This is a genomic window from Mycolicibacter virginiensis (assembly GCF_022374935.2).
Classification (GTDB): domain Bacteria; phylum Actinomycetota; class Actinomycetes; order Mycobacteriales; family Mycobacteriaceae; genus Mycobacterium; species Mycobacterium virginiense.
Genome location: NZ_CP092430.2, coordinates 241,431 through 254,456 on the forward strand (window position 1 = coordinate 241,431; position 13,026 = coordinate 254,456).

Annotated in this window: 12 protein-coding genes; 5 read left to right on the forward strand and 7 right to left on the reverse strand. The window is 65.2% G+C overall.

The window, feature by feature from the left end; translation table 11 throughout:
• Positions 1-247 precede the first annotated feature (247 nt).
• The 3 genes from MJO54_RS01165 to MJO54_RS01175 all read left to right on the forward strand — a co-directional run bounded on the left by MJO54_RS01165 (position 248) and on the right by MJO54_RS01175 (position 2,768).
• On the forward strand, positions 248-724 hold the full coding sequence (locus MJO54_RS01165; RefSeq protein WP_396877533.1) for a flavin reductase family protein: 477 nt from the start codon (positions 248-250) through the stop codon (positions 722-724).
• Between the two features lie 64 nt (positions 725-788).
• Positions 789-1,658, forward strand: coding sequence for an inositol monophosphatase family protein (locus MJO54_RS01170; RefSeq protein WP_065153427.1), 870 nt, complete (start codon positions 789-791; stop codon positions 1,656-1,658).
• Positions 1,659-1,898: 240 nt separating this feature from the next.
• Positions 1,899-2,768 (forward strand): aldo/keto reductase, encoded by an 870-nt coding sequence (locus MJO54_RS01175; protein WP_065153428.1) that lies wholly within the window; start codon positions 1,899-1,901, stop codon positions 2,766-2,768.
• 1 nt (position 2,769) lies between these two features.
• On the opposite strand, the gene MJO54_RS01180 is transcribed toward MJO54_RS01175, so the two are convergent.
• The 5 genes from MJO54_RS01180 to MJO54_RS01200 form a co-directional block, all read right to left on the reverse strand.
• Positions 2,770-3,525: a succinate dehydrogenase/fumarate reductase iron-sulfur subunit gene (locus MJO54_RS01180; RefSeq protein WP_046286623.1), complete on the reverse strand. Its 756-nt coding sequence runs from the start codon at positions 3,523-3,525 to the stop codon at positions 2,770-2,772.
• A complete protein-coding gene (locus MJO54_RS01185; protein WP_046286624.1) occupies positions 3,525-5,444 on the reverse strand; it encodes a fumarate reductase/succinate dehydrogenase flavoprotein subunit in 1,920 nt (639 codons plus the stop codon). Before MJO54_RS01185 ends, MJO54_RS01180 begins: the two co-directional genes overlap by 1 nt.
• 34 nt (positions 5,445-5,478) lie before the next feature.
• Positions 5,479-6,303, reverse strand: a complete 825-nt coding sequence (gene sdhC / locus MJO54_RS01190; RefSeq protein ID WP_046286625.1) for a succinate dehydrogenase subunit SdhC — start codon at positions 6,301-6,303, stop codon at positions 5,479-5,481.
• 69 nt (positions 6,304-6,372) lie between these two features.
• The gene (locus MJO54_RS01195; protein ID WP_046286628.1) at positions 6,373-6,669 is read right to left on the reverse strand and encodes an Rv0250c family protein; all 297 of its coding nucleotides are present in this window, start codon (positions 6,667-6,669) and stop codon (positions 6,373-6,375) included.
• Between the two features lie 165 nt (positions 6,670-6,834).
• On the reverse strand, positions 6,835-7,314 hold the full coding sequence (locus MJO54_RS01200) for an Hsp20/alpha crystallin family protein (RefSeq protein WP_240175504.1): 480 nt from the start codon (positions 7,312-7,314) through the stop codon (positions 6,835-6,837).
• Between the two features lie 219 nt (positions 7,315-7,533).
• Between MJO54_RS01200 and nirB the strand changes: the two genes are divergently transcribed.
• Together nirB and nirD are read left to right on the forward strand one after the other, a co-directional pair.
• The gene (nirB, locus tag MJO54_RS01205) at positions 7,534-10,101 is read left to right on the forward strand and encodes a nitrite reductase large subunit NirB (RefSeq protein WP_240175505.1); all 2,568 of its coding nucleotides are present in this window, start codon (positions 7,534-7,536) and stop codon (positions 10,099-10,101) included.
• Complete coding sequence (nirD, locus tag MJO54_RS01210; RefSeq protein ID WP_046285907.1) at positions 10,098-10,466, forward strand: nitrite reductase small subunit NirD; 369 nt, start codon at positions 10,098-10,100, stop codon at positions 10,464-10,466. The genes nirB and nirD overlap by 4 nt, the downstream gene beginning before the upstream one ends.
• A gap of 16 nt (positions 10,467-10,482) precedes the next feature.
• Here the strand turns inward: nirD and MJO54_RS01215 are convergent, their stop codons facing one another.
• Together MJO54_RS01215 and MJO54_RS01220 are read right to left on the reverse strand one after the other, a co-directional pair.
• Complete coding sequence (locus MJO54_RS01215) at positions 10,483-11,616, reverse strand: uroporphyrinogen-III synthase (RefSeq protein ID WP_065153430.1); 1,134 nt, start codon at positions 11,614-11,616, stop codon at positions 10,483-10,485.
• Between the two features lies 1 nt (position 11,617).
• The gene (locus tag MJO54_RS01220; RefSeq protein WP_046285905.1) at positions 11,618-13,009 is read right to left on the reverse strand and encodes a nitrate/nitrite transporter; all 1,392 of its coding nucleotides are present in this window, start codon (positions 13,007-13,009) and stop codon (positions 11,618-11,620) included.
• Positions 13,010-13,026: the final 17 nt, after the last annotated feature.

Below are 13,026 nucleotides of genomic sequence, written 5' to 3' on the forward strand. Positions count from 1 at the left end.
TTGGGTACTCAGGCTTAAGTTACCCACCAGTAACGTAACCTGAAATATACTCGCCAGTAGCCATAGTGCAAGCTGATGTGAGCTATGTCCTTTATGCGGGTAACCAACCGGTTGGTCTCGGGCTGAAAACGTGGTCGTTGGCGGCCGATCTGCCGAGGTGGAGGGGCGGCGAGTAGGGTTCTGGGCGACCAGACCAGACGAGGCGAATGAGTCCCCGGTGAATCCCCACGTGAGTTCCGCGAGCAACTTGACCCCGTTGACCCCGTCGTCGCTTCGGGAGGCCTTTGGGCATTTCCCGTCCGGAGTGGTGGCGGTGGCGGCCGAGATCGATGGCGTTCGGGTCGGCCTGGCGGCCAGCACCTTCGTGCCGGTCTCGCTGGAGCCGCCGTTGGTGTCCTTCTGCGTGCAGAACACCTCGACGACGTGGCCGAAGCTCAAGGACTCGCCGCGGCTGGGCATCAGCGTGCTCGGCGAGGCGCACGACGTCGCGGCGCGCACCCTGGCTGCAAAGACCGGTGATCGGTTCGCCGGGCTGGAGACGGTGACCAACGACGGTGCGGTGTTCATCAAGGGCACCGGCGTATGGCTGGGCAGCTCGATCGAGCAGCTGGTGCCCGCCGGGGACCACACCATCGTGGTGCTGCGCGTCTGCGAATTGACCGTCGATCCGGAGATCGCTCCGATCGTGTTCCACCGCAGCGGTTTTCGCCGCCTCGGTGGCTGAGGTCCGAGCCGCTGTAGGCGTGCCGGGGGTGCGATAACCCCCGCCGATGTGTTGCTATGGGCAGATGGCGCCCCTGCGTAGCGACCCCGTGCAGTTGAGGACCACCGCCGAGACACTGGTGGCCGAAGCAGCCACCTTCGTCCGGCGTCGACGCGCCGAGGTGTTCGGCGCCGAAGCGGCCGAGTCGTCCTCCGGCCTGGTCCAGACGAAAAGCAGTCCGACCGATCCGGTGACCGTGGTCGATACCGAGACCGAGAGCTTCATCAGAGATCGACTGAGTCGGCTTCGGCCCGGTGATGCGGTGCTGGGCGAGGAAGGCGGAGGATCCGGCGACGTCTCCGGTGCTGAACCGGGGGTCGTCACCTGGGTGGTCGACCCGATCGACGGCACAGTGAACTTCATGTACGACGTCCCGGCCTACGCGGTTTCGGTGGCAGCGCAGATCGGCGGGGTGTCGGTGGCCGGCGCGGTGGCCGACGTCGTCGGTGACCGGATCTATTCTGCCGGTGCCGGATTGGGCGCCCGAGTGACCGACCGGCAGGGAACCACCGGTCTGCGCTGCACCGATGTCAGCGAGCTGTCGCTGGCGCTGCTGGGCACCGGGTTCGGCTATTCACCCCGGCGCCGGGCCGCCCAGGCGGCACTGCTTGCCCGACTGCTGCCGGAAGTGCGCGATGTACGGCGAATCGGATCGGCTGCGCTGGACCTGTGCATGATCGCTGCCGGGCGACTGGACGCGTACTACGAGCATGGGATCAAGCCGTGGGATTACGCCGCCGGCGCGTTGATCGCGGTCGAGGCCGGGGCGCGGGTGGTGCTGCCCGGCCCGGAGATCGACAGCGGCGAGGTGTGCGTCGCCGCCGCACCCGGCGTCGCCGATGCCTTGATCGCATTGCTGCAGCGCGAAGGCGGCTGGGCTGCTATTCCGCAGTAGCCAGGTCATACGAAGAGTGTTGTGAGCGAGTTCACTTCGCGACCGGTTTATTGCCTATCACCTGTTGACCACCATTCAGCCGCGTCGGTAGAACGGGACGTGCAGAAGCGCTGAAGCTTCTGCGGCCGCAACGGCGCGGCCAGCGCCAGAGAGATGAAACCTGGCTATTAGCAGCTGGTTTCCCGGCTGATTGACACGTAACTAGTGATGGCAACGTAACGGAGCGTGTAGGTCGAAGATATGACGATTTCATTCGAGTTGGAATCCGCCGCAGATACTTCCCTGTCGATTCCCCAGGTGGCCCTCAATGACGAGGTGGCCATGCCCGTGTTGGGTCTGGGAGTCGCCAAACTGTCCGACGAGCAAACCGAGGCATCGGTGCTGGCAGCCCTGGAAAGCGGTTGCCGGCTCATCGACACCGCCGCGTCCTACGGCAACGAGGCCATAGTGGGACGGGCGATCGAGGCTTCCGGTGTGCCGCGTTCGGAGTTGTTCGTCAGCACCAAGCTGGGCACCTCCAATCAGGGCTACTGTGCTGCCAAACAGGCCTGCGAACGCAGCCTGGATCAGCTCGGTCTGGACTACATCGACATGTACCTCATCCATTGGCCGGCACCGCAACTGGGCAAATACGTGGAGAGCTTCCAAGCGATGATCGAGGCGCGTGACGCCGGCCTGGTCCAGTCGGTCGGAGTATGCAACTTCACCGAGGAACACCTGACCGAGGTGATCGACGAGACCGGCGTGACCCCGGCGATCAACCAGATCGAACTACATCCGCGGCTCAACCAGGCCGAACTGCGTGACGTCAACGCCAACCGGGACATCGTCACCCAGTCCTACAGTCCGCTGGGTGTGGGGAGCCTGCTCGATGACCCCGCGGTGACGGCACTGGCGAGCGCCCACGGGCGAACCCCGGCGCAGATCTTGATCCGGTGGAATCTGCAGTGCGGCAACGCGGTGATCTCACGATCCGGGAATCCGGAGCGGGTTGCGGCGAATCTGGACGTATTCGAGTTCGAGCTGTCCGAGGCCGACATGGCTACCCTGGACAGCCTGCATGACGGCACCCGGGTGTTGCACGACCCGATGACGTTCTTGGGAACCTAGGTCAGTCGGCCTTGCGGCGGAAGATCTTTCGACCGAGCCAGACGACCGGGTCATAGCGGTTTCCGACCACCCGTTCCTTCATCGGGATGATGGCGTTGTCGGTGATCGTGATGTGCTCCGGGCAGACCTCGGTGCAGCACTTGGTGATGTTGCACAATCCGAGCCCGGCGTCGTCCTGGGCGAAGTCACGCCGGTCGGCGGCGTCCAGCGGGTGCATGTCCAACTCCGCGAGTCGGATGAACATCCGCGGCCCGGAGAACCGTGGCTTGTTCTCCTCGTGGTCTCGGATGACGTGGCAGACGTTCTGGCACAGGAAGCATTCGATGCACTTGCGGAACTCCTGGGAGCGCTCCACATCGACCTGCTGCATCCGGTACTCGCCGGGCTTGAGATCCGCCGGCGGCTTGAAAGCCGGCATCTCGCGGGCCTTCTCGTAGTTGAACGAGACATCGGTGACCAGGTCCCGAACCACCGGGAAGGTCCGCACCGGGGTGACGGTGATCGTTTCGGCCGGGTCGAACATCGACATCCGCGTCATACACATCAATCGCGGGAATCCGTTGATCTCCGCCGAACACGATCCGCACTTGCCGGCCTTGCAGTTCCAGCGCACCGCCAGATCCGGGGTCTGGGTGGCCTGCAGGCGATGGATGACGTCGAGCACCACCTCGCCCTCGTTGACCTCGACCTCGAAGTCTTCAAGTCCACCGCCGTCAACGTCACCACGCCAGACTCGCAGGTGGGCGTTGTGTGTCATTACGCTCTCCGTCCCGGATGTTGCGCCAGCTCTTGGTCGGTGTAGTACTTCTCCAGTTCGGAGATCTCGAACAGCTCCAGCAGGTCCTCGCGCATCCCGGTCTGAGGCTCCGGGGTGATCGTGATGTCGGGGACCGCGCTACTGTCCGTGACCCGGCAGACCAACAGGGTCTTGCGCCAGTTGGCGTCCATCCCCGGGTGGTCGTCGCGGGTATGCCCGCCGCGGCTCTCGGTGCGTTGCAGCGCTGCTTTTGCCACGCATTCGCTGACCAGCAGCATGTTGCGCAGGTCGACGGCCAGATGCCATCCCGGGTTGTAGTGCCGTCCGCCGTCGACGGTGACCGCCGCGAACCGGGCCTTGAACTCGGCAAGGCGGACCAGGGCCTGCTCCAGCTCGCCGGCATTGCGGATGATGCCGACCAGGTCGTTCATCGACTGTTGCAACTCGGCGTGCAGGGTGTAGGGGTTCTCCGGTGTCCCACCGCCGGCTGGACCGTGGAACGGCGCCAGTGCCAACTCGGCCGCGGCCTCCAGCGCTGCCGGTGTCACGGCCGGTCGAGTGCCCAGCCCCTGCACGTACTGCGCCGCGCCCAAACCGGCGCGACGGCCGAACACCAGCAGGTCCGACAGGGAGTTGCCGCCCAGTCGGTTGGAACCGTGCATCCCGCCGGAGCATTCGCCGGCGGCGAACAGTCCGGGTACCGCCGCCGCGCCGGTGTCCGGGTCCACTTCGATGCCACCCATCACGTAGTGGCAGGTGGGGCCGACTTCCATTGCGTCCTTGGTGATGTCGACCTCGGCGAGCTGCATGAACTGGTGGTACATCGACGGCAGCCGGCGCTTGATCTCTTCGGGTGTCAGCCGAGAGGCGATGTCGAGGAACACTCCGCCGTGCGGCGAACCGCGTCCGGCCTTGACCTCGGAGTTGATGGCGCGGGCCACCTCGTCACGGGGCAGCAGGTCCGGGGTGCGGCGGGCCGAGTCATTGTCCTTGAGCCACTGATCGGCCTCTTGCTCGGTCTCGGCGTACTGACCCTTGAACACCGGCGGGATGTAGTCGAACATGAACCGGGTTCCGTCGGAGTTTTTGAGTACTCCGCCGTCGCCGCGGACGCCCTCGGTGACCAGGATCCCCTTCACGCTGGGCGGCCACACCATCCCGGTCGGGTGGAACTGGACGAACTCCATGTTGATCAGCGTCGCGCCGGCGCGCAGCGCCAGCGCGTGGCCGTCGCCGGTGTACTCCCAGGAATTCGACGTCACCTTGAACGATTTGCCGATGCCGCCGGTGGCCAGCACCACTGCCGGCGCTTCGAACAACACGAAGTTGCCGCTTTCACGCCAGTAGCCGAACGCGCCCGAAATAGCTCCGGTAGCTTCGTCTTTGAGCAGTTCGGTGATGGTGCACTCGTGGAAGATTTTGATCCGGGCCTCGTAGTCACCGAATTCGGCGTAGTCGTCCTGCTGCAGCGAGACCACTTTCTGCTGCATGGTGCGGATCAACTCCAGGCCGGTGCGGTCACCGACGTGGGCCAACCGCGGATAGGTGTGGCCGCCGAAGTTGCGCTGGTTGATCTTTCCGTCGGGGGTGCGGTCGAACAGCGCACCGTAGGTCTCCAGCTCCCAGACCCGCTCGGGTGCTTCCCGGGCGTGCAACTCGGCCATCCGCCAGTTGTTGAGGAACTTCCCGCCGCGCATGGTGTCGCGGAAGTGCACCTGCCAGTTGTCCTTGGAGTTGACGTTGCCCATTGACGCCGCGCAACCACCCTCGGCCATCACGGTGTGCGCCTTGCCGAACAGCGACTTACACACCACCGCAACGCTCAAGCCCTGTTCGCGGGCTTCGATCACCGCGCGCAGGCCAGCGCCCCCGGCACCGATCACGACCACGTCGTAGGAGTGCCGTTCGACTTCAACCATGAATTCTCGCTAACCCTTCGTGTGATCGCGGCACTTAGCCGACGAACCGGAAATCGGTGATGACGCCGCTGGACACCAGGGCGACGTAGAGGTCGGTGAACGCCAGCGTGCCCAGGGTGATCCAGGCGAACTGCTGGTGGCGGCCGTTGAACCAGCTGATCTTTGTCCAGAACCAGTAGCGGACCGGGTGTTTGGAGAAGTGGTTGAGGCGACCGCCGAACACATGCCGGCAGGAGTGACAGCCGCCGGTATAGGCCCAGAGCATCGCCACGTTCGCGAACAGCACGATGTTGCCCACGCCGAACCCGAACCCGCCAGGCCCGTCGTCGGAGTGCAGCGCGGCGAACGCGTCATAGGTATTGAGCGCGGCCAGCGCGAACGCGGCATAGAAGAAATAGCGGTGGCTGTTCTGCAGGATCAGCGGGAAGCGGGTCTCGCCGGTGTAGTGGGCGCGGGGTTCGGGAACCGCGCAGGCCGTCGGCGACTGCCAGAAGGCGCGGTAATAGGCCTTGCGGTAGTAGTAGCAGGTGAGCCGGAAACACAGCAGGAAGGGCAATACCAATGCTCCCAAGGGAATCCACCGAGGGAACTCCGGTAACCAGACGCCCAGGTGGCTTGAGCCGGGCACGCATGACGCACTGATGCACGGCGAGTAGAACGGCGTCAGGTAGTGGTACTTGTCAACCCAGTAGGCGCTGCCCCAGAACGACCGGATGGTCGCGTAGATGATGAACGCGTCCAGTCCGAGGTTCACCCGCAGCGGCGACAGCCACCAGCGGTCGGTGCGCAGCGTGCGATTCGCGATCCGTGCGCGAGTCGCCGAGAAGACGCCGGGACGGTTCACGGCGGGTGCGCTCATCTGGTGGGGTTCCCTTCGGCTCAGTTCGTCGGAGGGCGCCCCTTGGCCGCAAGCAGCACCCGGTGTGGGTCAGTACCTGCCTTGGCCGCCGACGCCTTCGTCGTCGACGTCGCGCCAGAATTCGCTGTCGTATTCGGTGTCGGGGATGGTGATCTTCTCGTGCGACCGCTCGGCCGCCCAGCGCTCCAAGTCCATCTCTCCGGCATCGGATTCGAGGAGTTGAACGTCGGTGAGAATGCGCTCGGCGTCCAGTTCGATGCGGCGCATTCCAGGGATGTCGCCGAAGCGCGTCTTCAGCCCCAGCACGCAACGCCGCAGGTCACCAATCAGGGTGTGCAGTTCGGCGAGTTCGGTAGTGCTCGACACCAGACCTCCTCGGGTGGTACGGATCACAGTACGTTCACCCGATGCTAGTCACACCGGGAACGGAACGTGAGACAGATCACGTTGTGCGCACGACGTGTTGGACGCCGAAAACCCCCACACACGGGCGTGTGCAGGGGTTTTCGGGTCGGACGGCGCCTAGCCGGCTTACTTGGTGATGGCGATGGACTGCGGCTGAGTGCCCGCGTACACGCCCGCTACCCGGACCGTCAGTACGCCGGCGTCATACGTCGCCGTCACGGCTTCGCTGGTGACGTGCGCCGGAACCGCGAACGAGCGGCGGAACGTGCCGTAGCGCACCTCCCGCAGCGTGCGGTTGGTGTCGGCGTCGGTCTCGGCGTGCTCATCGCGGCGTTCGCCGCGCACCACCAGGTGACCGCTGTCGAGTTCGACCGTCACGTCCTTGTCGACGTCGATGCCCGGCAGTTCCAGCCGGACCACCGCGTCGTCGCCATCCTTGGTGATCTCGGCGGCCGGCCGGAACCCGGTCGCGGCGGGCGCCCGCCAGTCGCTGGCCGTGGCGGGGCTGAAGAAGTCGCGGACCCAACGGTCGGTGTCGAAGGCGGGGCTGAAGCGGTGGCTTGAATAGGGCTTGAATGGACGTTGCCACAGAGTCGGGGTGCTCATGGGTGTCTCCTTGTGGTGGTTGCTTGCGTGCCGGTCGGGTACCGGTCCGTCACCGGGTAGAACTTGAGTCGACCGCGCTAAAGTTCCGTGTTCGCCGTGGGTGAACGAGCACTTCAGACGGGGCTGTCGTGAGGGGTCTCACAGCGGCGTGAGCAGACCGTCACACGCTTGTAACGTATGGCGATATTCCGGCAATATCGGCTTCCTAGCCTCTTTGTCATGACCACGATCGAAACCCCGCGCGCCGTGAAAGACCTTGTCGTGGTCGGACACGGGATGGTGGGACACCGCTTCGTGGAGGCTCTGCGCAGCCGGTCCGGCGGCGAGAACTGGCGGGTCACGGTGCTCGCCGAAGAATCCGATCCCGCCTACGACCGCGTCGGGTTGACCTCCTACACCGACGGGTGGGACCGATCCAGGCTGGCGCTGCCGGGCAACGACTATGCCGACGACGAGCAGGTGCGGCTGATGCTGAGCACTCGGGTCGAGAAGGTCGACTTGGCCGACAAATCGGTGCTCGCCGTGGACGGACAGCGGTACGGCTACGACACCCTGGTGCTGGCGACCGGCTCGCGGGCGTTCGTCCCCCCGGTGCCGGGCCATGATCTGCCCGGGTGCCACGTCTACCGGACTCTGGATGATCTGGACGGAATCCGGGCCGACATCGAGTGCATGCTCGAAGCCGGTAACACCCGAGCCGGAGTGGTGATCGGCGGCGGGCTGCTGGGGCTGGAGGCCGCCAACGCGCTGCGGGCGTCTGGCATTGAACCGCACATCGTCGAGATGGCGCCGCGGCTGATGCCGCAACAGCTCGACGACGCCGGCGGTGTCCTGCTGAGCCGGATGATCTCGGACCTGGGCATCGCGGTGCATGTCGGCGTGGGTACCGAGTCCATCGAGCAACTGACCCACCAGTACGGTTCACCGACCCTGCAGGTAAAACTCTCTGACGGCAACGCGATTGAGGCCGGGCTGGTGATCTTCGCCGCGGGGGTGCGCCCGCGCGACGAACTGGCTCGTGAGGCCGGCCTGGCGATCGCCGAACGCGGCGGGGTATTGACCGATCTGTGCTGTCGGACCAGTGATTCCGACGTGTACGCGATCGGCGAGGTGGCCGCCATCGAGGGTGTCTGCTACGGATTGGTAGGGCCCGGCTACACCAGCGCCGAGGTGGTCGCCGACCGCCTGCTCGAGGGTGTGGCTGAATTCGGCGAGGCGGACATGTCCACCAAGCTCAAGCTGCTCGGTGTCGACGTGGCCAGCTTCGGTGACGCGATGGGGGCGACCGAGAACTCGCTGTCGGTCGTGGTCAACGATCCGGTGAAGCGGACCTACGCCAAGCTGGTGCTCTCCGACGACGCCAAGACCCTGCTCGGCGGGATCCTGGTCGGTGACGCCTCGTCCTACGGTGTGCTGCGTCCGATGGTCGGCGCCGAGCTGCCCGGCGATCCCCTGGATCTGATCGCCCCGGCCGGCTCCGGCGACAACAAGAGGGCACTGGGGATCAGTGCGTTGCCTGGAGCGGCGCAGATCTGCTCCTGCAACAACGTCAGCAAAGGCCAGCTGTGCGACGCGATCGCCGGGGGCTGCCACGACGTGCAGAGCCTGAAGGACTGCACCAAAGCGGGAACCTCGTGCGGATCCTGCATTCCGCTGCTCAAGGAGTTGCTGGTCGCCGAGGGCGTCGAGCAGTCCAAGGCGCTGTGCGAACACTTCGCCCAGTCGCGCGCGGAGCTGTTCGAGATCGTCCAGGTCACCGGAATTCGCACCTTCTCCGAACTGCTGGAGCGGTTCGGCACGGGCCACGGCTGTGACATCTGCAAGCCCACCGTCGCCTCCATCTTGGCGTCCACCGGATCCGACCACATCCTTGAGGGCGAGCAGGCGGCCCTGCAGGACACCAACGACCACTTCCTGGCCAACATTCAGCGCAACGGCAGCTACTCCGTGGTTCCGCGGGTGCCCGGCGGCGAGATCAAGCCCGAGCACCTGATCCTGATCGGCCAGATCGCCCAGGAATTCGGCCTTTACACCAAGATCACCGGCGGGCAGCGGATCGACATGTTCGGTGCACGGGTGGATCAGCTACCCGCTATCTGGCGCAAGCTGGTGGACGCCGGCATGGAATCCGGTCAGGCGTACGGGAAGTCGTTGCGGACGGTGAAGAGCTGTGTGGGCAGCGACTGGTGCCGCTACGGGCAGCAGGACTCGGTGAAGATGGCCATCGATCTGGAGCTGCGCTACCGAGGACTGCGCGCGCCGCACAAGATCAAGATGGGTGTCTCGGGCTGCGCGCGCGAGTGTGCCGAGGCACGCGCCAAAGACGTCGGCGTGATCGCAACCGAGATCGGTTGGAACCTTTACGTCGGCGGCAACGGCGGTATGTCGCCCAAGCACGCCCAGCTGCTCGCCAGCGACCTCGACACCGAGACGGTGTTCCGCTACGTCGACCGGTTCCTGATGTTCTACATCCGCACCGCTGATCGGTTGCAGCGCACCGCGCCGTGGATCGAGGCGATGGAAGGTGGACTCGACCACGTCCGCGAGGTCGTCTGCGACGACTCCCTCGGGCTGGCAGAGGAATTCGAGGCGGAGATGGCCCGCCACGTCGACAACTACACCGATGAGTGGAAGGGCGTCCTGGACGACCCGGAGAAGCTGTCGCGATTCGTCTCGTTCGTCAACGCCCCCGAAGCCGAAGACCCCACCGTCGCGTTCACCGTGCGCGACGGCCGCAAGATCCCGTTACCCGTACCGGTCGTGCGCTCATCTAAGGAGGAATCATGAGCACCAGCAACATCGACACTTGGACCACCGCCTGCCGCTACGACAGTCTGATTCCCGGGCTCGGCGTAGGCGTGTTGCTCCCGAACGGTAAGCAAGCGGCATTGTTCCGGCTTGATGACGGCTCGGTGCGTGCGGTGTGCAACATCGACCCATTCTTCCGGGCAGCGGTGATGTCCCGCGGGATCGTCGGCGACCGCGGTGGCCGGCTTTCGGTCATCTCTCCGCTGAAGAAGCAGGCGTTCGCCTTCGACGACGGCAGCTGCCTCGATGACCCGAGCGTGTCGGTGCGGGTGTACCCGACTCGGATCACCGAGGACGGTTATGTGCAGGTCGGACAGGCCGTCGCGGAACGCGCCGTTGCCTAGCCGGTCTTAGCCGGTCTTAGCCGGCTTCCTGATCTACCTGGTCCACGGCCAGGCGATATCCCCGTTTGACAACGGTGGCGACAATGTTCTTGTCGCCCAGGGTGGTTCGCAGCCTCAGGACGGCGGTTTCTACCGCGTGGGTGCTGGCACCGTTGCCGGGCAGCGCTTCGAGCAGGGTCTGCCGCGAGACGACACGACCAGGCTGGTGAGCCAGCGCCCGCAGGGTGGCCATACTCGAGGGCGACATCGGCTTGGCCACCCCGTCGATTATCACGCAATTGCCGCGGAGTTCGATTCGATGTCCGGCGGCCTGGACGGTGTGGGTGCGCAGCCGCGGCAGCTCGTCGATGATGTGACGAGCTAACGCCCCCAAGCGCATTCGCCGCGGAGATGAAGTAGGGACGTTCAGCAGCGTCAGCGGCCGGGCCGTCAACGGTCCGACGCACATCGCGTGTACGTCGGACCGCAGAGCGAGAAGTAGCGCGTCGGAGATGCCGAGGTCGGCCGCACGAGCGAGTGTCGCCATCACGGCGGCAGCCGAGGTGAAGCTGACCGCGTCGAACTGGCGCTGGGCGATCTGCGAGGTGAGCTGGTCGAACTCCCCACCTGGGTGGGCCGGCCGCCACCGGTAGACGGGGATGGAAAGAACTTCGGCTCCCGCTCTGCGAAATTGGTCGAGCAGCTCGGGGGCGGGATCCCAGTCGCCGGTGGTGCCGTGCAGCTGCACTGCCATGCGAGCGCCGGCAATGTCGGACTTCAGGTAATCGAACATCGCTTCTGACGACTCGGATTCGGGCGACCACTCCTCAGGCAGGCCCACGGTGCGCAACGCGCCGACTGCCTTTGGCCCCCGGGCCACGATGCGGGCGGTGGTCAGGGCTGCGATCAGCCGGTCGGCGATGCCCCACCCTTCGGCCGCAGCGATCCAGCCCCGAAAGCCCATAGCGGTCGTCACAACCAGGACATCTGGCGGCGTCTCGATCAATGCTTCGGTACGTCCGCGCAGAACGACATCGTCGGTCAAGTCGATCATGGTGATAGCTGGTGCTGCGCAGACCGAGGCGCCGTGGCGCCGCAACAAGGTGCAGAGCTCGTCAGCGCGGCGCGCTGACGTCACCGCGACCCGATAACCGCTCAGCGAAGTGGACACCTTATGCCGGTGCCAACGCGGCCTGGGCCGATTGCGGGGCGAAGAACGGCCGACGTACGTACCTCAGCCAGGTCAGCGCCGCAGCACCGACATAGCCCACCAGGAAGATCCAGAACGCCGTGGTAGCCGAGCCGCTGGTGATATACGACTGGCGCAACGCCAGATTGATTCCTACCCCGCCCAACGCGCCGATTGCGCCGGCGAACCCGATCAGCGCCCCCGACATGGCCCGCGCCCAGTGCCGACGGTCGCTCTCGTGCATCCCCATTTGGTGACTGCGGGCCTCGAAGACCGACGGAATCATCTTGTACACCGAGCCATTGCCGATGCCGGACACGATGAACAGCGCCACGAAGCCGATGACGTAGCCCACCATGACGGCGCCGGACGTGGGGCCGGTGCGACTGCTGTCCAGGGTGCTCACGGCGACGAGCAGCCCCGAGGCTGCGAACAAGCCTCCGAAGGCAGCCAGCGTGACGCGGCTGCCGCCGAGTCGATCGGCGAGGCGCCCGCCGAAGATCCGCGACAACGACCCCAAGAGCGGGCCCAAGAACGCTATTTGGGCAGCGTGCAACGAGGCCTGGGCGGGACTCTGGCCGCCGCCCACAAAGCTGATCTGCAACACCTGGCCGAAGGCGAACGAGAATCCGATGAAAGAACCGAAGGTGCCGATGTAGAGCAGTGCGACGATCCAGGTGTCGAGTTCGGGAAGGATCGCACGCATGGCCGTCAGGTCTGCCCGTTGACCGTCGAGATTGTCCATGAAAAGTGCTGCGCCGATCGCGGCAACCGCGAGGACCACCAGATAGATCGCACACACCCAATACGGCTGGCGGTTGCCCACGGTTGCCAGCACCGCCAACCCGACCAGCTGGATCAGCGGAACGCCCAGGTTGCCGCCCCCGGCATTGACTGCCAGCGCCCAGCCCTTGAGTCGATGTGGGTAGAAGGCATTCACGTTGGTCATCGAGGCGGCGAAGTTACCGCCGCCCAGACCAGTCAAGGCCGCGCACAGCAGGTAAGGCCAGAGCGGCAGTCCAGGGTTGGCCAGCAGGCCCATCATCCCGATGGTCGGGATCAACAGCACCAGCGCGGAGAAGATCGTCCAGTTACGCCCGCCAAAGGCCGCGGTGGCCAGCGAATACGGTATACGCAGCAGACCGCCGGCAAGGGTGGCGGTGGCTGCCAGCAGGAACTTGTCGCCGGCGCTGAAGCCGTACACCGACTCGGGCATGAACAACACCATTACCGACCAGATCGACCAGATCGAAAAACCGGCGTGCTCAGCAATTGTCGACCAGATCAGGTTGCGCCGCGCGATCTTGTCGTTGCCGGCCTTCCAGGCCACGGTGTCTTCGGGATCCCACTGGGTAATCAGGTGTGAACGAGCCATGTGGTCACGGTAGAAAT